Annotated in this window: 22 protein-coding genes; 16 read left to right on the top strand and 6 right to left on the bottom strand. The window is 45.0% G+C overall.

Annotation, left to right across the window (positions count from 1 at the left end; genetic code table 11):
• Window positions 1-692 precede the first annotated feature (692 nt).
• Together HQQ92_RS16895 and HQQ92_RS16890 are read left to right on the top strand one after the other, a co-directional pair.
• Window positions 693-1,256 carry a hypothetical protein gene (locus HQQ92_RS16895; RefSeq protein ID WP_173246968.1) on the top strand — a complete coding sequence of 188 codons (564 nt, stop codon included), beginning with the start codon at window positions 693-695 and terminating at the stop codon, window positions 1,254-1,256.
• A 105-nt stretch (window positions 1,257-1,361) separates the two neighbouring features.
• Window positions 1,362-1,748, top strand: coding sequence for a carboxymuconolactone decarboxylase family protein (locus tag HQQ92_RS16890; protein WP_173246966.1), 387 nt, complete (start codon window positions 1,362-1,364; stop codon window positions 1,746-1,748).
• 159 nt (window positions 1,749-1,907) lie between these two features.
• Here HQQ92_RS16890 and HQQ92_RS16885 read toward each other — a convergent pair whose 3' ends face one another.
• Window positions 1,908-2,159 carry a DUF2999 family protein gene (locus HQQ92_RS16885; protein ID WP_006083102.1) on the bottom strand — a complete coding sequence of 84 codons (252 nt, stop codon included), beginning with the start codon at window positions 2,157-2,159 and terminating at the stop codon, window positions 1,908-1,910.
• Between the two features lie 342 nt (window positions 2,160-2,501).
• On the opposite strand from HQQ92_RS16885, the gene HQQ92_RS16880 reads away from it, so the two are divergent.
• The 3 genes from HQQ92_RS16880 to HQQ92_RS16870 all read left to right on the top strand — a co-directional run bounded on the left by HQQ92_RS16880 (window position 2,502) and on the right by HQQ92_RS16870 (window position 5,359).
• Window positions 2,502-4,016, top strand: a complete 1,515-nt coding sequence (locus HQQ92_RS16880) for an ATP-binding cassette domain-containing protein (RefSeq protein ID WP_173246964.1) — start codon at window positions 2,502-2,504, stop codon at window positions 4,014-4,016.
• A 531-nt stretch (window positions 4,017-4,547) separates the two neighbouring features.
• Entirely contained in the window at window positions 4,548-4,844 is a 297-nt protein-coding gene (locus HQQ92_RS16875; protein ID WP_012088215.1) for a DUF134 domain-containing protein, read from the top strand.
• Window positions 4,841-5,359, top strand: coding sequence for a NifB/NifX family molybdenum-iron cluster-binding protein (locus HQQ92_RS16870; protein WP_173246953.1), 519 nt, complete (start codon window positions 4,841-4,843; stop codon window positions 5,357-5,359). The genes HQQ92_RS16875 and HQQ92_RS16870 overlap by 4 nt, the downstream gene beginning before the upstream one ends.
• A 6-nt stretch (window positions 5,360-5,365) precedes the next feature.
• On the opposite strand, the gene HQQ92_RS16865 is transcribed toward HQQ92_RS16870, so the two are convergent.
• The 3 genes from HQQ92_RS16865 to HQQ92_RS16855 form a co-directional block, all read right to left on the bottom strand.
• The gene (locus HQQ92_RS16865) at window positions 5,366-5,713 is read right to left on the bottom strand and encodes a co-chaperone YbbN (protein WP_173246950.1); all 348 of its coding nucleotides are present in this window, start codon (window positions 5,711-5,713) and stop codon (window positions 5,366-5,368) included.
• Between the two features lie 62 nt (window positions 5,714-5,775).
• Complete coding sequence (locus HQQ92_RS16860) at window positions 5,776-5,925, bottom strand: hypothetical protein (protein WP_173246947.1); 150 nt, start codon at window positions 5,923-5,925, stop codon at window positions 5,776-5,778.
• Window positions 5,926-5,980: 55 nt separating this feature from the next.
• Window positions 5,981-6,640: an excalibur calcium-binding domain-containing protein gene (locus HQQ92_RS16855; RefSeq protein WP_173246944.1), complete on the bottom strand. Its 660-nt coding sequence runs from the start codon at window positions 6,638-6,640 to the stop codon at window positions 5,981-5,983.
• A 411-nt stretch (window positions 6,641-7,051) separates the two neighbouring features.
• Here HQQ92_RS16855 and HQQ92_RS16850 point away from each other — a divergent pair, with 411 nt between their 5' ends.
• Window positions 7,052-7,438, top strand: coding sequence for a PadR family transcriptional regulator (locus HQQ92_RS16850; RefSeq protein ID WP_105251375.1), 387 nt, complete (start codon window positions 7,052-7,054; stop codon window positions 7,436-7,438).
• A 1-nt stretch (window position 7,439) separates the two neighbouring features.
• A complete protein-coding gene (locus tag HQQ92_RS16845) occupies window positions 7,440-8,402 on the top strand; it encodes a hypothetical protein (RefSeq protein WP_173246939.1) in 963 nt (320 codons plus the stop codon).
• Window positions 8,403-8,549: 147 nt separating this feature from the next.
• Here HQQ92_RS16845 and HQQ92_RS16840 read toward each other — a convergent pair whose 3' ends face one another.
• On the bottom strand, window positions 8,550-9,365 hold the full coding sequence (locus HQQ92_RS16840; protein WP_173246936.1) for a hypothetical protein: 816 nt from the start codon (window positions 9,363-9,365) through the stop codon (window positions 8,550-8,552).
• Window positions 9,366-9,692: 327 nt separating this feature from the next.
• Between HQQ92_RS16840 and HQQ92_RS16835 the strand changes: the two genes are divergently transcribed.
• The 8 genes from HQQ92_RS16835 to HQQ92_RS16800 all read left to right on the top strand — a co-directional run bounded on the left by HQQ92_RS16835 (window position 9,693) and on the right by HQQ92_RS16800 (window position 17,820).
• The gene (locus HQQ92_RS16835) at window positions 9,693-11,750 is read left to right on the top strand and encodes a TonB-dependent receptor (RefSeq protein WP_375539968.1); all 2,058 of its coding nucleotides are present in this window, start codon (window positions 9,693-9,695) and stop codon (window positions 11,748-11,750) included.
• Window positions 11,751-12,021: 271 nt separating this feature from the next.
• Window positions 12,022-12,864, top strand: coding sequence for an AraC family transcriptional regulator (locus HQQ92_RS16830; protein WP_173246930.1), 843 nt, complete (start codon window positions 12,022-12,024; stop codon window positions 12,862-12,864).
• Between the two features lie 139 nt (window positions 12,865-13,003).
• Window positions 13,004-13,717, top strand: coding sequence for a LysE family translocator (locus tag HQQ92_RS16825; RefSeq protein WP_173246925.1), 714 nt, complete (start codon window positions 13,004-13,006; stop codon window positions 13,715-13,717).
• 97 nt (window positions 13,718-13,814) lie between these two features.
• Window positions 13,815-14,645, top strand: coding sequence for a hypothetical protein (locus HQQ92_RS16820; RefSeq protein WP_173246922.1), 831 nt, complete (start codon window positions 13,815-13,817; stop codon window positions 14,643-14,645).
• Window positions 14,646-15,450: 805 nt separating this feature from the next.
• Entirely contained in the window at window positions 15,451-16,392 is a 942-nt protein-coding gene (locus tag HQQ92_RS16815) for a hypothetical protein (protein WP_173246906.1), read from the top strand.
• A 52-nt stretch (window positions 16,393-16,444) separates the two neighbouring features.
• Window positions 16,445-16,828 carry a hypothetical protein gene (locus tag HQQ92_RS16810; RefSeq protein ID WP_168825517.1) on the top strand — a complete coding sequence of 128 codons (384 nt, stop codon included), beginning with the start codon at window positions 16,445-16,447 and terminating at the stop codon, window positions 16,826-16,828.
• Window positions 16,829-16,929: 101 nt separating this feature from the next.
• A complete protein-coding gene (locus tag HQQ92_RS16805; RefSeq protein ID WP_168825515.1) occupies window positions 16,930-17,343 on the top strand; it encodes a hypothetical protein in 414 nt (137 codons plus the stop codon).
• Between the two features lie 81 nt (window positions 17,344-17,424).
• Window positions 17,425-17,820, top strand: a complete 396-nt coding sequence (locus HQQ92_RS16800; RefSeq protein WP_173246903.1) for a hypothetical protein — start codon at window positions 17,425-17,427, stop codon at window positions 17,818-17,820.
• A 188-nt stretch (window positions 17,821-18,008) separates the two neighbouring features.
• Here HQQ92_RS16800 and HQQ92_RS16795 read toward each other — a convergent pair whose 3' ends face one another.
• Window positions 18,009-19,949 (bottom strand): GGDEF domain-containing protein, encoded by a 1,941-nt coding sequence (locus tag HQQ92_RS16795; RefSeq protein ID WP_168825511.1) that lies wholly within the window; start codon window positions 19,947-19,949, stop codon window positions 18,009-18,011.
• 224 nt (window positions 19,950-20,173) lie between these two features.
• Here HQQ92_RS16795 and HQQ92_RS16790 point away from each other — a divergent pair, with 224 nt between their 5' ends.
• Complete coding sequence (locus HQQ92_RS16790) at window positions 20,174-20,932, top strand: phosphatase PAP2 family protein (RefSeq protein WP_173248693.1); 759 nt, start codon at window positions 20,174-20,176, stop codon at window positions 20,930-20,932.
• Window positions 20,933-20,958 lie beyond the last annotated feature (26 nt).

Below are 20,958 nucleotides of genomic sequence, written 5' to 3'. Positions count from 1 at the left end.
ATTTAATTGGCCACCAATCGTTAAATTTTATAAAAGGGATGGTGGGCATAATTCTGTTTGCTTTGCATGACTAGCAAGCAACACCAAATATAAAAGAGATACACCTTCCCCTGCGAAGTTGTCGAAATACGTAGATAAAAATGCCGTGGCGGCATCATGGATGATGGCGCAGGCTCGGGGGGATAGGGATGTCCCATCTGAGCCGTTAGGCAATTTTTATTGGAGTGTGAGACCAGTAACTAATGCATGTAACTTCGCTAGGGGCGTCTTGGAGAATCCAAGGAGGATAGGACGAGCAGTCCTCCTTGGTCGGGTGTGGGGTGAAGCCCCACGATCTTGATTTACTTTGGCTGTTAAGCCGCAAATGAGCAGCAAAAGAGTTTGCCGACCTTTGATAAGATCGAAAGCGAGGACTGACACATTTCTTTCTGAGTTATTTACAAGAAAAATATAGGTGTCTTTGAGTATTCCAAGCTTCTATCACTTGGCCGTAGGGTTATATAAAAATGGCAGTCTTACGTGTGATAGATTGGAGACTAGCTCGATGATAAATTGGTTGAATACTCACATATTGGCAGACATTTAAGCTGAACAAAAATAGTGGGTTAAGCTCTTATTCTCAATTACAATGCACTATTTTCATTCGCTAAATGCGGCATTAAACGAGCAGGAAACACAGTATGAATATCCCAATGATTACCGCGCTTCAGAGTGCTATTACCGAAGCGCTAGAGAGTATACCAACCGCTGAGGCGGAGCAGATTTATGCATTGTCTTTCTATATCAACAACGAATATGACGATCCCCGTCTACCTACGCTGACAGTCGGCTATAACACAGTCGACGAGTGGCATGCCTCGATTCCAAAGGCTTCTAGCTCTGACGAAGCAAAATGGAACTATGCCTTCTGGCTTCAAAACGAACTCCTCGTCTTTGGGGATTCTGACTCTCAGACTGCGGATATCTTAGCTCGCTGGGTGGCCGATCTCGGTCTCGGGTACAGTGATGCGGAGGAAGATGTCGATTTTGAGCGCTGCCTTGAGCTCGGTCAGGAGATAACCGAGCAATTTGTTGCCGCAGTATGCGTTGTCGCTTCTACACTCCATTCCAACTTAACCGTTAGTCGCCTTTTCGGTCGTTCGGTACCCATCATAGTTCACGAGCTCGAGTACTATAACGAGATCGCAGATCAGACAGAGGCCTGTAACCCTCCCAGACTCGCCGAAGAGTTCGTTGCTTGGGTGCGCTCAATCTAACGTTAGTAATCAGTTACAGTTGGTAAGGATATAGGGCAGATTGGTTGGCGGCGGTTCAATAAGTCTAATTACAGAGCTTAATCACATAACAAAAAGGATGCATCGATGAACGATGAGCAATACGAGAAGGGGCTTGAGGTGCGTCGTGCTGTGATGGGCGATAGCTATGTGGATAAGGCGCTCAATAGTGCGACGGATTTTACGCAACCGCTGCAAGATTTAGTTACGGCCAATTGCTGGGGTGAGGTTTGGGTGCGTGATGCCATTTCAAGGCAAACGCGCAGTTTGATTACTATTGCGACGCTGGCGGCATTAAAGGCGCCGACTGAATTAAAGGGCCATGTGCGAGGCGCGTTAAACAATGGCTGCTCGGTTGAAGAGATCCAAGAAGTCTTACTGCATTGCACCGTTTACTGCGGTATGCCTGCGGGGATTGAGGCTTTTCGAGCGGTGAAAGAAGCGATTGAGGAGTGGCAGGCGCAAAACAGTTAGCTCACTTGGTATTAATCATTTTGAGCGTCAATGGCTTTGAGGTTTAGTTGCTGTGAGATTTAGTTACTTTGCGGTTTAGTGTTTTTAACATTCGCTAGGGGAGCTGAGTTACGCGCATTCCCCTAGCGCATGATGGCTACAAACTTGAACAGTCTGCGCTTATTTTTGTAGCTGGGCTTTTGCAGCTTCTACTTTTGAGAAATCCAAACCGAGTTCAAGCACGGCTTCTTTGATCAAGGCTGGTTTCTGCATCACTAGCCCCAGCAGTTGTTGTAATTTTTCGGCTGGGATGCCTAATTGACCGAGCGTACCCATCGCCATTAATGGATTTTCGGTTAATGTTTGAAACAGTTCTTGGATTTTAGCGTCACTGACGTTGTGTTCTTTTAAGATGGCAATAATGGGATTCATTGCATTACCTTGTTGATATGAAAGTTAAACAGGTGCCGATTTTATCACAGTTCTGCCAGAGTGGTTGCCTCACACATGCGTATCCGTTGGATGTTGCCACGCTTTGCCTATGCCATTAAGCGCATTAGATTTTATCCCCAATAAGCTTTACTCTGGTGACGTATTCCCCAAAATCAGCCGATAAAACCTGAGCGACTGTCGTGCATCGTGAGCTATTGCATTGGATATTATGGCTCTAGATATCATGACTCTAAGATATTATTGCCTTAGATATCATGGAGCAATGCGATTGGGTAATCGCTGGCTTTTATCATCCCTTAAAAATAGAAAGGAACTGTGGTTATGCTTGATGTTGTCGCGAACCAAGACAAAAGTATTGTGGTTAAACAGTTACGATACGGGCGTGATAATGAGGTGTTAGTCGTCGATGAGTGGCAACTGCACCCTGCTGAACATTGGGCGATTTTCGCGACCGACAGCTATTGTGGTTCCTTACTCGGGCGAATATTAACGGGTGATATTCTGCCCGATGAAGGGACGATTTCTGGCCTGCCGCAACGTATCGGCTGGGTGTCACTTGGGTTGCAGCAAGCGTTGCTGGAGCGCGAGTTAGAAAAAGACGAGTTGGATTACGGTTCGAGTGTCGAATCCTTAGTATTGGAATGTTGCCAAGATGCCAAGCAACTCCCAGCATTATTGCAAAAGGTTGGGCTTGAGCCTCTGCGCCTGCGTGGTTTTCGGCAATTATCCACGGGCGAAACGCGCAGAGTCATGCTGGCACGTGCACTGGCAATGTTACCGCAATTGCTGATTTTAGATGACCCTTATGCAGGGCTCGATGCTGAACATCAGGCGAGCTTATCTGAGCTGCTGAGTGAAGTGGCCGAGCATAGCCAGTTGCTGATCATTACCTCTCGCCAAGAAGAATTGCCGCCTTGCATCAGCCATGTGGCGCTGTTTAATGGTGAGATGCTCAAATCGGGGCAGAGTGTGCACAAACTCAGCCCGTCGATGTCGATTGAGCAATGGCACAATCATCCTGTGATGGCACAGTTGAATGCGTTATCGGCGCAACGTAGCGATGAACTCTTGGCCTTGATGGAGCGGCAAAGGCACAACGCCGAGGCGTTTGATCCTTTGGTCGAGATTAAAAATGGCAAAGTGGAATATGTCAGTGGGCTGATTTTCAGCGGCGTGAATTGGCGCATCGAGGCGGGGCAACATTGGCAAGTTCGCGGCCCAAATGGCTGCGGTAAAAGCACTTTGCTGGGGCTGATTTTAGGCGACCATCCTCAATGCTATAGTAATGACATCACGCTCTTTGGCCGACCTCGCGGAAGCGGCGAGAGTATTTGGCAGATTAAACAACGGATTGGCATAGTATCGTCGGCGCTGCACTTGCAATATCGCGTCAGTTGCTCGGCATTAGATGTGCTGCTTTCGGGCTTTTTTGACTCTATTGGCCTGTACCATAAACCCACTAAACCTCAGCTAGATTTGGCGAAGGAATGGTTGGCGATTCTGCACATGACAGGGCTGGCGAGCACCAGCTTTAAGAAGCTCGATTATGGTCAGCAGCGGTTACTGCTGATAGGTCGCGCCTTGATTAAACAGCCACTGTTGCTGATTTTAGATGAGCCGTATCAGGGCTTAGATTTCATCAATCGCACCTTAGTGATGCGGGCGCTGGAGATGATAGCTGAGCATCATCTGAGCCAATTGCTGTACGTGTCGCACCATAGGGAAGATGCCTTACCTGCGATTAAAAACTTTGTCGATTTTATCAAGCAAGATGACGGCTATTCGGTACAGGTGAACTACTGTGAGTCTGAGGATTTAACCCGTTTAAATCAGTAAATGCCAACTATCACAGCAGCTTAACGGCTGCTTACTTGTTTGCAGAGTTTGTCATTATCCCTCGGCACTCCAACGCAGGTTAAAATTGACTTTACAGGGCGCTAGCCATTGAGTGTGTTAGTCACGCTCAATGGCAATATACCTGTGGTGCGAAAGATTTTCGTATTCCAGTGAAAACTGAGATGCACCACATATCGATAATGATGGCATCGCCCTAGTGTTTAATCCCCCATTCGCCAGACAGCAGTTCTGTTAATTAGTCATGCTTGATATAGGTAACTGTGAGCCGTCTTACAGTTTTGAATGTCGTTGGCGCGAATAATAGTTTCTGGCCTAGGCCAGAAACTCGTGACAGTTTTATGGTTCATCCACTGAACTTATTCATCAAGTCAGTTATCACGCTTGAGAATCCAGAACGATGGACTCCCTTAGCGAGATGAGCCCGAGTGTCACTCGTAGTACCGAAGATGTGCACTAAGACCTAAAACACGATTTCAAGACATATAAGACGACTTAAAGATAAAAATATTTATGCCAAGACCCAAAAAATGCCGTCAATTATCGAGCTGTGTGCCCTGTAGCCTATTTAAGCCTAATGGGATCCCTGCGGTTAAATTAACTCATATTCAATTAGAGGCCGATGAGTTTGAGGCCCTCGAACTGGGTGACGTCAAAAGATTAAGCCAGATCGAAGCCGCGGCTTTGATGGGGATCTCTCGGCAAACCTTTGGATACCTTCTCGCCAATGCCCGTAAAAAGGTGGCGACGGCTATCACTCAAGGTCAAGCCTTGAGGCTGCCAACCCAAACAGACAAGGATTTATCATGATTATTGCCATGCCGATGAGCCGTGAACGCCTCGCCAGTCACTTTACGAAAGCCCTACAAATTGGCTTTTATAATGAACAGTTTCAACGAATCAAACTGGTCGATAACCCGGCAATTGAAGGTGACTGTAGTGCCAAAAAAGCCTTATTAGAGCTGATTATCCAACAAGGTACCGACATTGTACTTGTGCAGAATATCGGTGAGCGCATGTTAGGAAAGTTGCTCGATGTGGGGATTAGTGTGAGCAAAGGTAGTGCGAGTCAAACAGTGGCGACTTTGCTGGCACAAACAGCGGATCTTAATCTTAGGTTAACGGATGCATCCCAAGGTCGCGCTTCACTCAAACATGCAGCCAAGGGCGGATGTTGTCATTCAACAGGTGACGGTTGCAGTGGTAAAGCTAAAGCAGCTCCTTGTTCAACACGTCTTATAAGCACGCCAGCAGTACAGGTTAAGCTCGATAAGTCAGTGCATTACGCTGGGTTTAGACCGCTGGTAAATAATCTCAGTGTTTAATTTGAATTATTCCGCCACAGTTAAAGCGTAGGGGCGGGCAAGCGCCCCTCGAATATCCGCTAATGAAAACACCTTGGAAAACCGTCCAAAGGTTTTGCCATAAAACACACATTCGACCACAGGCAAGGCAAATACATTGCGGCTCGCCGCTATCTCACCTTGGGCTTGGCAATCAATATAGGCCATCCGCATCAGCGGGAACTCTTGCGCCAACATCTCAGCAATTCTCGGTTTGAGCGTTTGACACACACCGCAGTTTGGCGCGCCAAATAACAACAGCACCGCAGCATGCTCGGTTAACATGGACTCCAGTATCTCAGGTGAATCAATGTGCGTGATGATATCAGTGTGCATGCGTTGCCATTTTGAAGTTGCTATGGGTATGAATTCATGGGCTAGTTTGCGTATTTCTAGGGTTACAGCCAGCCCATTTTTACCACGCTACTACCGATAAATTGACCAAGGTAGAATAAGCCAAGCATGAGAAGCCCGATACTGGCAGCAATCACTCCGATTTGCTGTATGCCTGTCAGGCTATCTCGCCATTGTTTTAGATTATTTATCATTTTACTACCTGCTCAGGCTTAAGGTTACCCGCGTGACTTTACATATGTCGCATCGCTAACTGCACCACTGACGCTCGCAGGGAATGCCATCACCGTTACCATCCATTTGAGTATTGGGGCAATTTTGAATGTAGAAAGTCGCCTCAGCACAGGAACTCATGTGGCTGCAATGGGTTTTACCCGCTTCACATTGGAAACTTGGTGTTGCCGTTGCTTGTGTTCGCGCTTTAGTTTCATACATGGGCATTGGCTGAGTGTCTTCATTCGTGAGGACTGGTACTTCATCGATTGCAGGAGCTTCATTGAATTCTTGGTATTGTTTAAAGCCAAAGATAACTATGGCCACGATTATTAGCAGCGGGATTATCGTATTAAAAGAGGATTTTCGTGGGCTATGGTAATGCGCTTTGTCTTTGTCTTTGTTATTGAAGTTGAAGTTTTGATTGCGTGATTGGACATGAGAGTGGGAGCGCGGTGCTGCACTCGCTGCAACGACAGCAACGCCTTCAATCGAGGCAATAACTGCTTTTCTCTTACCGTCATTTTGCACTTCCGTTTGATACAGAATGCTGTCGCCCACTATGGGTTTTCTCGCCATCTTTTTCAGCACTGAAATGTGAATAAACACATCTTGGGCTGCGTTTTTTTCAGGCTGAATAAAGCCAAATCCCTTTTCATCGTTCCAGCGAACCAGCACGCCTCTATCCATGAGCATTTTCTATGTCCTTAATTTAACCGCTTAATATTTTTAGTTATTGAATATCAATACTTACTTGAGTTGCTCCGATTTATCTTTTTTAAGGAGCAAACCGTACTTAGGTTGACGAATCGGCTATTCAATGTTGGATGCTAAGTTACTCAAGCAAAGGAAGTTTTGCAATTTTTTATCTTGAATTTGCTTATGTGTGACTCATTCGCATTGAGTGTATGGCGGTGGGGAAATGTGAGCACTTAGCAGAAACGGTTGGCATTTTTGTAAATTCAATACAAACAATAGATTGCATTAGTAACAAACAAAGTGATCAAAAAATGCGCATTAAAACTTGCAATCTTACTGTGTGCTACATAGTATTTGCTGTGTGGCACACAGTGTGTGTGACACAGTGTTAAGGATAGGAATTCGACAATGACAAGTTCACAGCTAGTCAAAATGCGACTCGAGTTGCGCCGTGGGGTATTAGTGTTGGCGGTACTGGGATTATTAAAACAAGCCCACTATGGTTATTCGCTCCGCAAACAGTTGCAGGAAGGCGGTATCGATATTGACGAAGGGACTCTGTATCCCTTAGTGCGCCGCCTAGCCGATCAAGGATTGTTGGATAGTGAGTGGCGACAGGCCGAAGGGCGTGAGCGTCGTTATTACCAATTGTCGTCATTGGGCGCTGAGTTGCTCAGTCAACTTACCGATGAATGGCAGCAACTTAATGGCGCCTTGGCTTTTTTACTGGAGCAAAGCGCTGACACTAATGGCTCTGATATGAAAAGCTCAGACGAGAGTGCAGAGGAGATTTGATATGGAATTAGTCGATCGCTATATCGCCGCGGTGCAGCGAGAATTGCCCGAGAACAAACGTCAGGAAATAGGCCGTGAATTAAAAGCCAATATCTGCGACCAATTGGATGCCCTATCTGAACAAGGTGAATTGACTGAAGCGCAAATTGCCGCGGTATTAAAGCAAATGGGGCATCCCTGTAAGGTCGCGCAGCAATTTGTTCCGGCAGTGCCTATTATTGCCTCTGAGGATATTCCACTTTTTAAACATACACTTTTCACTGTGCTTGGGGTCTTGTTTGTGCTGCAGGTTGTGGGCGGCACGACTCAATGGTTGGGCTCTGCAGAGGGGGATCTATTAGGATTTATCCACCATATTGCCAAAGGTTTTATCGGCGATGCCTGTCTTGCCTTTACCGCTATTCTGTTGGCCTTTTGGAGTTTCTCGGCTCAGGGGAAACCCCTATCTGGCAGCAATTGCCAAAAATGGCAGCCGCAGAATTTGCCTAAGGTTGGGCCCGGTTGGCAGCATATTAGTTTAAGCGATGTGTTTACCGATCTGGCGACATATCTTTTTCTCTTACTTGTGATCTGGTGTTCTGTGTGGATGAGTAGCGAGCAATTAGCCGCGCGGACTGTGATTTTTAGCGCCAATGCTCAGCAATTGTTGCAATGGTTTAGCCCTATTATTTTGCTGTCTATGGGGAATAGTCTCTGGCAACTACGCCGCCGAGTGTGGACTACTGAATTGTTACTGGCGAATATGGGGATCAATCTTGCTTATGCCTCGTTCTTAGTCTTTCTGGCCTTTAGTTCGCCACTATTACAAAGCCAAGTACAAAACCAAGGAGCTGAATTAAATGGGGAATTTACGTTATTACAGTTAGAACATTGGCTAAGTTATACTCTAGTGATTGCCGCTATGTTCCCTGGCTATGAGGTGATTCGCGATGGGTTGCGTTGGCGTAAACTCGCAAGCAAATAAGTAAGGTTTAGCCTAGGTTTTGTAGGTGAGTTTTATTCACTTTTTCATCGAATACATGGCCTGTTCAGTATGATTGAACAGGCTTTTTACATTAGTGCCATCTTCTGTGGAGAAAAGTAAGCCACGACTTTTACAGTCGATGCTGATTTATTCTGGGGTATCGCCATTATTCATTTCATTATTAAGCGATTTTTGGGCCTGTTGTTTGTAGGTGTCAAATATACCTTCTTGCTTCATCTGTTTTAGCTCCCGAGCAAGATTAACGGCGAGTGCCGCGTGACGTTTATTTAAGTAACCATAGCTGGTGAGTTCTTCTAGGGTGGCAATCGCGATTATCTGGCTGTCTTGAAACTCAGGCGTTTGTAATAGATCCAATGAGCTTACCTCCGTATCAATATAGATATCGATTCGGTCGCGGAGCATTTTACGAAAGGAGCTCGCAGGGGATGAAGATTCAGTCAGACGCTCCTTAGGAATGAGTCCCTTTAGCTTTTGTTCTGCGAGGAACACGCCTCGATAGTATTCGATCTTGTATCGACTCTTTTGCAGCGCTTGCCAGTTAGGTATTTTGATTTCGGGATTGTGCGCGAAGGCAATTAAATGGGTATCGATAACCGGTTCTTCAATTCGAATGAGGTTGGTAAACTTTTCGCCATAATGAGATACACGCCCCGGCTCACCATCCACTTTACCTGAGTCCGCCATCATACTGGCGCGGGCTGCGGGAACCACTTGATAGGAGAAGTCATATCCTAAGCGTTCAAAGGCTTGGGCGTAAATCAGTTCAGCCCATTTAAAGTAGAAGTTATGTTTGGGGTCCTCATAAAACGCCATCGTAATGATAGGTTTATCAGCAATCATCGCTGTGGTTTCTGCTGTTGATTTGCTGGTTGCATGAACCGAGACACAAAAGAAAAGGCCTACCCACACACTCCAAATGTGCATATTGCTCCATCGTTGCATAGCGTGTCTCTAAAAGTGTTGAGTTATTTAGAGTATAGCTAGCCTGATAAATGGGTTCATTTTTATTCAAGCAAGATTATTTTATTACCATGATTTCGCACTAACACACGGTTGAAATGTGATCTGCTGGCGGACATTTTGTCCTTTTGGGTTTAAAAATGTGCGATACGGCACATAGAAATGATATTTGCCTGTATTTTGCTGGTTTTTTATTCATCAGAGTTTGAGCTTGATCGGTTTTTTGTTTGTAAATAAGGCGTTAAATCCCTGCCGTCTATCACCTGTAGTAGGAAAGAAAGGATGAAATCGGAACTGGGATTATCAGGAATGCGGTTATCAAAGCTTTGGTTATCAATGACGTGGTTATTACCTCTTTGTTGTTTATCGAGTGCCGTAGTGGCAGAGGCGGCAACGGACAATATCGAACGCCTTGAGGTGCGCGGCAGGCAAATTAACACCTTAGGCCATAGTACTTCGGCATCTGAGGGGATAGTCGGTGCGGCAGAAATTGAGAGTCGACCCCTATTACGAACCGGCGAAATCCTCGAATTTGTTCCTGGGATGATAGTCACTCAGCACAGTGGTTCGGGTAAAGCGAATCAGTATTTCTTACGCGGCTTTAATTTGGATCATGGCACAGACTTTAATACTCGAGTCGATGGTATGCCTGTGAATATGCGAACCCATGGGCATGGTCAGGGTTATACGGATCTTAACTTTTTGATCCCTGAACTTATAGGCGAGATCCGTTATGCCAAAGGCGCTTATTATCCTGAGGTGGCCGATTTTTCTGGCGCGGGTGCTGCGCAATTACTGCTGGCTGATCAACTCCCCCATAACCAAGTTGGGGTGACGTTGGGTGAATATGGCTACCAGCGACTCGTGGCGACTCAGGAGTTAAACACTGACATGGGGCGTTTTATTTGGGGTGGTGAGGCACAAACCTATGATGGCCCGTGGACGGATATTGATGAGGATGTGAGTAAGATCAGTGTCGTCGGGCGTTATTTAACTCGGCTGGGTGAGGGGGACTTAAGCGTCACTATGATGGCCTACGACAACAGCTGGAATTCGGCGGATCAGATCCCCGCCCGTGCGGTGGATTCTGGATTAATTGATTTTTATGGATCTTTAGATAAAGACGTCGGCGGTGAATCTAACCGTTATAGCGTTTCAGCTAATTACGATGCGGGTGATTGGCAGGGAAATGTCTACGCCATTCGCTCGACTATGAATTTATTCTCTAATTTTACCTATTTCTTAAACGATCCCATCAATGGTGATGAGTTTGAACAAGTCGATGAACGCACGATTTGGGGCGGCGATCTTAAGCGTGATTGGCAAACTTCACTTGGTGGCACTCAACTGAATTACAGTGTGGGCGGCGATGTGCGTTATGACGATATTGGCGCAGTGGGTTTGTATAACACTCAGGCGCGACAACGGCTGAATACGGTAAGGCTTGATGAAGTGCAAGAGTTATCGAGTGGCATCTTTGGCAAAGTTGAGTGGCTGCCAGCTGAGCAATGGCGTTTTAATCTTGGGCTGCGTTACGATTATTTTGATGTGCAGGTCGACAGTGATAATCCGCTTAACAGTGGCGATGCGTCCGATGGTATGTTCAGCCTCAAAGCCGGCGCTTCTTATTTGTGGAGCGATAATCTTGAGTTATATGTTAATGCAGGCCAAGGGCTACATTCGAACGATGCCCGCGGTGCGACGATTAAGGTTGACCCAGTGAGTGGCGATGAGGTCGAAAAAGTCGATCTGCTCGTGCGCTCCAATGGCGGCGAATTTGGGGTGAAATACTATGACAGAGACTTTATTAATTTCTCTGCTGCGGTCTGGTATCTGCAACTAGATTCAGAATTAGTATTTGTGGGCGATGCGGGTAACACTGAGCCGAGTCGTGCATCTGAACGTTATGGTGCTGAATTAACGGCTTATTATTGGCTGAATGAGGCAATCAGTATCGATATGGAATTAGCGTGGACTAACGCCAGATTTACTGAAAATGAATTTGAAGAGGGCAAGTATATCGATGGCGCAGTTCCCTTTGTTGCCAGTGCGGGCATCACCTATCGACCCGACGGCGATGGCCTGTATTCGAGTGTACGCGTGCGGCACCTTGGCGAGCGGGTGCTCGACAGCTTTAATGACCACAAGGCTGATGCGACCACATTAGTTAACCTCGCATTAGGATACGAGTTCCGCCGCTTCGATACTAAGCTTGAGCTGCTCAATGTGTTTGATAGTAAAGATCACGACATAGATTATTTTTATGCCTCTCGTTTGCCCGGCGAAGCAGCCGAAGGGGTTGAAGATCAGCATTATCATCCTGTTGAGCCACGAATGGTGAGAGTCAGCGTGAGTTATCATTTCTAGTGGTATTCATCGGTTAAGGCGATATCGAAGGTTATTACGTATGTCGCCGAGCAAAAATGTATCTCATTAAGCGTCCAGATAGTTGGGCGCTTTTTTCTGCTGCACTCATTTAAGCGCTAATTTAAGCACTAATCTAAGCCCAAATCGCTTCAAACTATGTGGCTGCAATAATTTACTATTCCCGCGCTGACAATGGAGGCTAGAATGAGGACGAGTCGATCTGAGTTTCCCCCTGTTTTACAGCTGATGCTATAGGTAATCGCCGCGAGTTATGAGTACTGCAACACCCATTGAAAACATTAATTATTGGCGTCATCCTAGCTTATCAGGCATAGAACTGAGTCAGGCGGAATTTACGCATTTCAGTTTTGATAAACATGTGCATCTGGATTACCACTTAGGCGTAGTCACTCAAGGTGCGCAGCAGTTTGTGAATAAGGGCAGCAGTTATCAGCTTGGTCAGCATAGTTTATCGACCTTAAATCCCGACGAAACCCACGATGGTCAGAGCCGCGATGCCGACGGTTATCAGGTGAAAGTGATGTCGATCCCTGTGGAATACATGAATGAAGTCAGCCAAGAACTGGGTTTGAAGGAGCACTTTTTCAGCGCGCCTATGGTTGATGACCCTACGCTTTATCAATATTTTATTCAGCTACACGAGCTATTAATTCAAGGCCAATGCAGTGCGCTTGCGGGTGAGTCCCACTTACTGAATTTTATTCATCTGCTGCTGGAGCGTTACCCAAGCGGTATTTCATCTTGCCTATCTAAGCCGAGTGAACAACTCGGGTTATCTAAGTTGCAGGTGAGCTTAGTGAAACAGCGAATTCACGATGAGCCTTGGCATAATACTCAACTTGAAACCTTAGCCAATGAAGTGAATTTAAGTAAGTTTCAGTTTTTGCGGCAATTTAAACAGGCAACAGGGATGACTCCCCATGCGTACCTTAAACGGGTGCGCTTAGAGTTGGCGAAAAAATCCTTAAGTCATGGCGCTTTAGTGGCGGATGTGGCGCAGCAGTTCGGATTTTTCGATCAAAGTCATTTAAACAAAGCTTTTAAGCAGGCATTCCTATTATCGCCAGTGCAATTTCAGCGGCGTATGCTCTAATTTCCCCCCGTCTTTCGACGCCGCTGGTTTTTAAAAAACACTGAAATAGTGCAATTTATTACAATTCAGCGCTGCGACAAATTGCCATACTGGCTGCCTCAGTTATCGTTATTAACCTTTTTTGTGGAGCCGCATATCTATGGATTTATCTTTATTACTTACCTTGGCTGTAATCCATGCTGTTGCTTTAATCAGTCCCGGACCCGATTTCGCTATTATGGTGAAGATTGCCACTCAGCAGCCTAGAGGCACGGCAATTGCCGCAGCCGTAGGGATTTCAATAGCCATTTTAGCTCATACGATTTTGAGTCTTACCGGTGTGAGTCTACTTATTAAGAGTTCACACACTCTGTATCTCTTAGTGCAAATTGTGGGTGCTTCTTACCTCGCTTGGATGGGGTTTGGTGCCCTGCGTGCCGGTCTTGCAATACTCGCTAAACGTAAAATGAGCGCTAGAGTCCATGCAGGGACAAATGATGATGCTGTTATTAGCGCTGGTGACGTTGAAGGCGTGGCGTCTGTTGCTGGTGGCTTAGGTGGCGCTATGTCACGCAGGCAAGGTTTTTTGACTGGGCTTTATACCAATCTATTGAATCCGAAAGCATTAGTGTTTTTCTTAACCCTGTTTTCGGCCTTGATTACCCCAAGTGTTACAACGAGCACTAAAATCGCTTCCGCTATTTTGTTGTTGTCTTTGTCATTGGCATGGTTTGGCTTTTTAGCGGTAATGTTGTCAAAGGCGCAGGTGCAACTTAAATTGCAGCGACTAACACCGGTTATCGATGCGGTTATTGGTGTCATCTTTATGTCAGTAGCCTTGGCGATTTACTCAAACCTATTATTAACCGCTTAGTCAGGCGCAGTGTAAATCACCTTAGGTTTTAGTCTGAGGCACTTATGGTATTCTTGGCCTTTAGTCTCAGCAGAGACATTTGGAGTAAGGGATAAAGATGCCATTCGCCTCACGACTCAAGGGAAGCAAATTAGCTGTTTTCAGCCAAGTTACACTGATGAATATCGCGTTTTCTGCGGCGTTAATATTCAGCGTTATGGGTTTAAGCATCAATGCAAACGCCGCTGATGAAGCCATGCCACAGGAATACATCCCTCTGGTGCAAGGGCTTATCGACGCCGCCAAGGCCAATGATCTTGAGGCGATTGCTAAGCGTGTGGCTTACCCACTTAAACGTGAATATCCGATCCCCGCGATTCAAAATACGCAGGAAATGATCGCACGTTTCGATCAGGTTTTTGATCCTAAGCTGCTTGAGCAGATCGCCCATTCTAAGATTGAAGCCGATTGGCAGACGATGGGCTGGCGCGGCATTATGCTCGGTAGCGGTGTTGTGTGGCTGGATTTTGATGGCAAGATCATCGCCATTAACTATCAAACACCGGTAGAGGCAAAACTGAAAGCAGAGCTTATTGCTAAGCAACAAACGGCATTACATCCGAGTGTGAGTGAGTTTGTCAGCCCAGCGTTATCTTGGGAGACCGCCAAGTTTACCATTCGTGTCGATGATATGGGGAACAGCCAATACCGCTATGCCGCATGGGCAAAGGGTAAGGCATTGAGTGAAAAGCCAGATTTAGTGCTGAATAAAGGCAAACTCGTTTTTGATGGCAGTGGAGGGAATCATTCATACCAATTTCGCAGCGGCCCATACCAGTATTATTGTTATGTCACCGTCTTAGGCGGCAGCGATAGTCCTCTAGGCGAGCTAGTGGTGTTTAAGAATGACCAAGAAATACTGACACAAGCCGTTATTAAAGCAGACTAGTCTCGTTTCCCTATCCCTATGAGTGAGATTTAAAGCCGCGACCCTATGGTGATGGTCGCTGCTTTAATAATCCTAACGATTTCCTTTAGCTAGAAGCTATTGCCCCAAAGTGTGTTTCGTGGTTTGAATGCTTTAATCAAAATCAAAGTCGTGGGGCTTCACCCCACACCCGACCAAGGAGGACTGCTCGTCCTATCAAAAACGTCTATGTTAAATAGCCAGCTCGATATCCATATCTCGCGCTCAAAGCGGCCGTAGGCCTTCGCCCTTGGATGCTCCAATACGCCCCCAACGGAGTTGAAAGCTCCTTGTGCTCATTGGCAAATTTGCTATCGCTTCCGAAGGATGCGCTTTACATCCATGTAAATCCCTCCAGTTCGGCAGTCCCTGCCTCTCGCTCATAAGCGCGAAAATCACCGATTTTCATTCGCCCCAGCCCCTGCGAAAGCTAGTCGGTCATCCATGACCGAACTCACGCACTCTTTATTAAATCAAGAGCTCTATTCGCCCTGCGGCAACTCCGAGTGGAGGTGTATTCCTTGGAGTTTTGAGTCGTTAGATAGCGATTGATCAGCAAAAAATAAGCGCGAAAAATGAGAAAGCTAAAACGATATCAAGTGATTATCCATCAAACTGTATAAAAAACCGCTACCGCAAAAAAGCAAATTCCTATAGCATTATTTATACCCATTTACATGGATGTGGCAGTGGCCATATTTGAGATTTAGTCAACAAGCGATTGATGCCCTGCAAACAGCGCAGCGCATAAATACTAAGACGTTAACTGCTACCTAGAATTGAGATTATGCACATAAAACTAAAAAAGATAGCCGACAATTTGAGCGATGAAGAACATTCATCTATCGCGGATGAAATACGCCAAGGAAAAATCGATGGTATATCTCTATCATACTTAGGTGGTGCTTTGGGTCCTACATGGTCTGCGGGTAACGATTACAGTTTAGATTTCCTGAAACACTATTCGGGCATTAGAGCTTTAGAGATTTTTCTTCCTGCGCTAACAAGTATTGATGCTATTGCTGAGCATGTAAACGAAATAGAGTTTTTGAGTCTGGGAGAGCTTAATAAAAAAACTGTATCTTTAAGGCCTCTATCAGATCTGAATAAGTTAAATTCTCTGAGTTTGGTCAAAAATAAGAAAGATATCGATTCTATAGCTACGCTCACTAGCCTTAGAGACCTAACCCTTTCAGGGTATCAAGAAAAACAAATAGAGCATGTTGCTAGTCTGAGTAATTTAGAAAGTTTATATTTGGGTTTCGGCACATTTGAAGACCTAAATGCTATTAAAGGATTATCTAAGTTAACAAGCCTAGAAATACTTTGGGTAAAGAAATTACACGACCTAAGTGCCCTGGAAAACCTGACATCTCTTGAGATATTGCATTTAAGTACTCTAAAGCAAGTTACATCCATTCCAGATGTTTCCAATTTAAAGCACCTTAAGAGCTTGGTCATGGATACCATGAATGGACTTTCCTCTTTGTCAGGTATTAAAGGCAGCTCAATTAACGAATTGGCTGTAATTAATTCGAAGATAGATCCTGTATTGTTTTCTGAGCTAAATAATAGTTTGCCAGTGCTGCAGCGGCTTGTACTTGGTCTCGGAACTAAAGGGAAAACAAATGAAGCATCTAGTTTCTTTGATGGTTCCGTTATATGCGACACATTTAATGATTTAAAATACAGTACAGCCAGAGGCTATAGAATTGAGTTCTGCAGTTAACAAGGCGCTGCTGTCGGACAAATTTTCCGCTGCGCGGCGTTAGTCATACACAATGAGCCGTAGATACCTTAATCTTCAAGAAGCCGAGTCGGCGCTTAAGCGAGGGAAAGCAGTTGAGTGCTTTCTTGGTGGCTGTGAACGGGATGGCCGTGCTGGTATTCAGTGGCTAAGCGTTCGAGGTCCCAAATCCGAAATAGATGTTTCAGTTTACGAAACTGCTGATTTGGGTGATGAATCATTCCTTAATATTTATGAGTTTGGTCCACTAGATCCAGACCTAGAGCTAGAGGATGCCAATGAGGTCAAATCATTCACTTCATTTGGCCAAGCGATAGAGTTTATTGAGCAACGATTCGCAGGATCATCTGAAAGGTTATTGAACGAGTTTATGATTCAAGATGAATATGCCGACTATATTTCGAGGGGCCGGAAGTAGAAATGCCTAACAATCGCAGGCACAGCGACGGCCTTTTCGTTGCAGCTCCGCCTTCACTACAAAGCCGCGCGTGCTGCGGGCGTTAACTTTATGGAAGAACTATGCACCCTCAAGCACCGCTTAAATTTTGCTATCAGGCCCTTACAAAAAAGGCGGCAAGCTATTATCGCTGGTGGGTTATCGGCACTATGTTACTTGTTCTTGCTGCATTCGTTGGTGTTACAGCTTTTGAAATGGCTGAGTGGTTATTATTTTTAACCTTTGTCCTTGCAGGGATGGTAATGACTATCACAACGCTAAGGCTTTTCTTAGTGAAACTATTTGAAGAGAATGCTGATGCGATTAATCTGTTCTCTAGTTATTTTCCGTCTCTGCTAGGCACCCGTAGATTGGAGTTAGCTTGTAAGATAACAAATTCAGTTTATTACGGAGTGTTTTATCTTTGTTGTTATTTCTTGTTGGCAGCTATTTTTTTGTTCCCGCTGTCTTTAGTTGTAGAGTATGCAAAAAGTTAACAAGGCAAGTCAGCATCGCACCTTCGGTGCTGGACTCGCTAACGCTCGCCGCTTGCGGCGTTATGTTCTCAGGGAGAGGTTGTGAATTTGGAGCACTTTTTACGAGCCGTGTTTATTGCTATAGCAATATGTTTTGTTCCAATTATGCTGTTTTACTGGAGTAATGAATCTGACTTAATAACAATGGATTTTAAATACTTCTATGGATCAATACGTTTTGTTTTAGTGTTCTATTTTATATTCTCAATTATTGGATGGATGTTAATTGGCTTTCCTGTGCATTGGGTGGCAGTAAAGTTCTTTAATCAGAATAAATGGTGTTATTTTTTAGGGATTCTAGCTTTCGGTATTCTGATTTCACTACCTTCTATGAAAATTGAATTTTTTTTGTTTTATGCAGGTATTTCGGGATTACAAGCAATCTTATTTTTGTGGTGGTTAGCAAGAGAACATAATAAGTTGCTTAAACGGACGTAAAACAGTTGGCTTGCGTTTGTAAGGTGATAACCCATAGAAATTTTAATCCGAACTCCACGAATTAGAGTAAAAAAACTAGCTCACTTTTGTACAAATGTGAGTTATAACATTCTGTGGAAATGACTATTCACGTAGCATTATTCAGTCGGTTTTAATTCGCGAAATAAAAAAGAGCATTAAGGATGAAATTAATGCTCTTTTTTATGGATAAATGCCTGCTCAAACTGTATTGCGGTAATGGGTTTACCGTAGAGATAGCCTTGGCCTAAGTCGCATTCCTCATGACGAATAAAGGCATCTTGTTCTAGGGTTTCTACGCCTTCGGCGATCACTTCCAAGTCCAGTTTCTTACCAATGGCAATAATTGCCTTTGTTAACTCTCTATTTTGTTCGTTTTCTTCGAGTTTACTAATAAAGCAGCGATCGATTTTTAAGGTGTCGAAAGAGTATTTTTGTAGATAACTTAAGGATGAGTAGCCTGTGCCAAAATCATCTAGGGAGATGCGGATACCGAGTTCTTGTAGTTTTTGGATGGCATTGTGGGCAATGTGTTCATCCTGCATCAGCATGCCTTCGGTAATTTCAAGTTCTAGGGCGGTGGGGGGCAATTGATAGAGGGTGAGTAAGTCGGCTATGTGTTCGCTAAAGCGGGGATTGCGCATTTGCAAAGGGGAAATATTGATGGCGATTTTAAACTCTTGGCCTACCTCGCGACACCATTTTGCCGCCTGAGACAGCGCGGTATGCAATACAAAATTGCCAATATCGATAATCTGGCCATTACGTTCAGCTAAGGCGATGAATCTGTCTGGGGCGACATTGCCAAGGATGGGATTATGCCAGCGCAGCAGGGCTTCGGCACCAATCACTTGCTTCGTCTTTAAGTTAATAAAGGGTTGGTAATGCAGGCTTAACTCGTTCTTGTTCAGTGCATCGACCAAGTGGGATTCCAGTTGATAGCGTAGGTTTAAAGCGGCTTGCGTATCTTGATTAAAGAAGCTGTGAGTTGAGCCATCAGCCTTGCTTATCGTCATGGCAGCTCCGGCTTTTTGCAGCAGGATAGCGGCATCGATACCATCCATAGGCGCTTGTGCTATGCCCATGCTCGAGGGAATCGTGATTACAAAATCAGCCACACCAAAGGGCGTGTTACAGCAGTTAAGCACTTTATTGATGAGTTTATTGGTTTCGTTATTCGAAGGTTTGTGGGCTTGAATAATCACAAATTCGGCGCCAGCGATGCGGGCGATAAAGGTGTTTTCATCGGTATAGTGCTGTAAACGTTGGCTGAGAATAGTGAGAATTTTATCGCCAATCAGGTAACCATAACTGTCGTTGATGGATTTGAAATTGCGCAGCCCAAGATAGAGTACTGAAATCTTTTCTTTGCGATTCACTTTTTCGAGCATGATAGACAGACTATTAATCAAATTGATGCGATTGGGTAATCCCGTCAGTGGATCATAGCTTTTATGGTATTCCAGTGAGGTTTCGGTGGAGGTGCGGTTTTCGATTTCTTTGATGAGCTTGCCGCTAAGTTCGGCGAGTTCATGGGTGCGCTGTTGTACTTTTTGCTCTAGCTGCTGATTGTGCAGTTGTAGCTTAGCCTGTTGATAAAGGGTGACTAGGTTAGCTTCGATACCATTTTGAAACCGAGCGAGTAAGCTGCGAAAAGATTGGGGGTAATTATGCTCTTGGCTATCGAGCATGCAGATAGTGCCAAAGGCACTGCTATCTGGCCAACGTAAAGGTAAACCACAGTATGCGATCATGCCGAGTTTAATGTCAGGATTTTTGTCCCAGTTTTTATCCTTTAGGGCGTTAGGAATGTGGAGTTCCTTACCTTCTTTGATCACTGTTTCGCAGTAAAGCCCGTGGCCTAAACTGTCTTTATCATGTTTTTTATAGGGATTACCTTGGGTGCGGCTCGAGGTAAAGACCTCAATATCGGTTTGATGGACACGCATGATCAAAGCGGCGGGGGTGTCGACTAATTCAGAGAGCAAATCTAAGGTTTGTTGCCAGTTATCAACCATTTCTTGGGGAACAACGATTTTGTCTGTGTCGATAGCAATGTCGGCAAATAAACGATCTTTTTGAGACTGGTTAATGGCGAGGTTGTATGGCATGAATGCTCAGTCCTAGAGGCGCGATACTATTCATAAACTATAGTCTTTTTACTCATGATGTGAGTCTTTTCGGTAAATTTAGTTACTGCAAAATCTCGGTTCTATCTTAAATGCTGCGCTGTTAGATCTCTTAAGTGTTAGGTAAGAATTCAACGGTACTCTAACACTAAATGTTCTGATTTTTGGATTTATTAGTGAGTAACTATCTGAAAGATAAAGTTATGATGACATTTATGGATTTTGCTAAGGGGCATTTAATTACGCCGCTTTTAGTGTTTGCAGTGATCATAGTGGGGCTTGAATGGACTCACGCTGATATGAAAGTCGCGACTTTGTTATTTCATTGGCAAGGGGGTATCGACTCTTGGCCATTGAGAGGATATTGGTTGACCGAAGATTTACTGCATGTCACTGGGCGTAACTTTGTCATCTTGCTGGCGGTGAGTGTCGTAGTCGGCATTGCCTTTAGTTTTCGAAGTGACAGGGTAAAACCGTACCGTAAGGGCCTGATTTACCTATTTAGTAGCGTATTGGCGAGTGTGTTGCTGGTCCGAATAGGCAAGAGCGTTACTCACATGACCTGCCCGTGGGATGTGATTGAGTTTGGCGGCCAGATGATACATTCATCCTTGTTTTCTCGTTTACCTAAAAGTGCTGAGTTTGGTCAATGTTTCCCTGGTGGCCATGCCAGCGGCGGGTTTGCTTGGGTTGCCTTGTATTACGTGCTGCATGAGTATCGCCCGCATTTAGCTAAGTTTGGATTAATCTTTGGTTTGAGTTTAGGCCTAGTATTTGGCATTGGCCAAGAGTTACGCGGCGCCCACTTCTTGAGTCATGATTTATGGAGTTTAGCCATAGCATGGACGTCCGCTAGCCTACTTTACTATGTGTTTTTTCTGCGCTCGCCTGCGTTTAGAAAGTCTAAATTGGTCGCTTTGGGTCAAATGTTCAAGGTTACAAGTAGTGGAATACCGCAAAAATAACGAGCTGCGAAGCTAACGCCCTGAGT

The sequence above is a fragment of the Shewanella sp. DC2-4 genome (genome assembly GCF_013248875.1).
Lineage (GTDB): Bacteria > Pseudomonadota > Gammaproteobacteria > Enterobacterales > Shewanellaceae > Shewanella > Shewanella oncorhynchi.
Note: the sequence above shows the minus strand (reverse complement) of the source record. Positions and strands in the feature narration are given on the sequence as shown.

Bases quoted from the DNA above. Each gene is read 5' to 3' on its own strand.
- HQQ92_RS16880 (WP_173246964.1), top strand. From the start codon at position 2,502: ATGCTTGATGTTGTCGCGAACCAAGACAAAAGTATTGTGGTTAAACAG.
- HQQ92_RS16890 (WP_173246966.1), top strand. From the start codon at position 1,362: ATGAACGATGAGCAATACGAGAAGGGGCTTGAGGTGCGTCGTGCTGTG.
- HQQ92_RS16790 (WP_173248693.1), top strand. From the start codon at position 20,174: ATGACATTTATGGATTTTGCTAAGGGGCATTTAATTACGCCGCTTTTA.
- HQQ92_RS16795 (WP_168825511.1), bottom strand. From the start codon at position 19,949: ATGCCATACAACCTCGCCATTAACCAGTCTCAAAAAGATCGTTTATTT.
- HQQ92_RS16835 (WP_375539968.1), top strand. From the start codon at position 9,693: ATGCGGTTATCAAAGCTTTGGTTATCAATGACGTGGTTATTACCTCTT.
- HQQ92_RS16840 (WP_173246936.1), bottom strand. From the start codon at position 9,365: ATGCAACGATGGAGCAATATGCACATTTGGAGTGTGTGGGTAGGCCTT.
- HQQ92_RS16830 (WP_173246930.1), top strand. From the start codon at position 12,022: ATGAGTACTGCAACACCCATTGAAAACATTAATTATTGGCGTCATCCT.
- HQQ92_RS16885 (WP_006083102.1), bottom strand. From the start codon at position 2,159: ATGAATCCCATTATTGCCATCTTAAAAGAACACAACGTCAGTGACGCT.
- HQQ92_RS16810 (WP_168825517.1), top strand. From the start codon at position 16,445: ATGAGCCGTAGATACCTTAATCTTCAAGAAGCCGAGTCGGCGCTTAAG.
- HQQ92_RS16850 (WP_105251375.1), top strand. From the start codon at position 7,052: ATGACAAGTTCACAGCTAGTCAAAATGCGACTCGAGTTGCGCCGTGGG.
- HQQ92_RS16845 (WP_173246939.1), top strand. From the start codon at position 7,440: ATGGAATTAGTCGATCGCTATATCGCCGCGGTGCAGCGAGAATTGCCC.
- HQQ92_RS16825 (WP_173246925.1), top strand. From the start codon at position 13,004: ATGGATTTATCTTTATTACTTACCTTGGCTGTAATCCATGCTGTTGCT.
- HQQ92_RS16805 (WP_168825515.1), top strand. From the start codon at position 16,930: ATGCACCCTCAAGCACCGCTTAAATTTTGCTATCAGGCCCTTACAAAA.
- HQQ92_RS16855 (WP_173246944.1), bottom strand. From the start codon at position 6,640: ATGCTCATGGATAGAGGCGTGCTGGTTCGCTGGAACGATGAAAAGGGA.
- HQQ92_RS16860 (WP_173246947.1), bottom strand. From the start codon at position 5,925: ATGATAAATAATCTAAAACAATGGCGAGATAGCCTGACAGGCATACAG.
- HQQ92_RS16870 (WP_173246953.1), top strand. From the start codon at position 4,841: ATGATTATTGCCATGCCGATGAGCCGTGAACGCCTCGCCAGTCACTTT.
- HQQ92_RS16865 (WP_173246950.1), bottom strand. From the start codon at position 5,713: ATGCACACTGATATCATCACGCACATTGATTCACCTGAGATACTGGAG.
- HQQ92_RS16820 (WP_173246922.1), top strand. From the start codon at position 13,815: ATGCCATTCGCCTCACGACTCAAGGGAAGCAAATTAGCTGTTTTCAGC.
- HQQ92_RS16875 (WP_012088215.1), top strand. From the start codon at position 4,548: ATGCCAAGACCCAAAAAATGCCGTCAATTATCGAGCTGTGTGCCCTGT.
- HQQ92_RS16895 (WP_173246968.1), top strand. From the start codon at position 693: ATGATTACCGCGCTTCAGAGTGCTATTACCGAAGCGCTAGAGAGTATA.
- HQQ92_RS16815 (WP_173246906.1), top strand. From the start codon at position 15,451: ATGCACATAAAACTAAAAAAGATAGCCGACAATTTGAGCGATGAAGAA.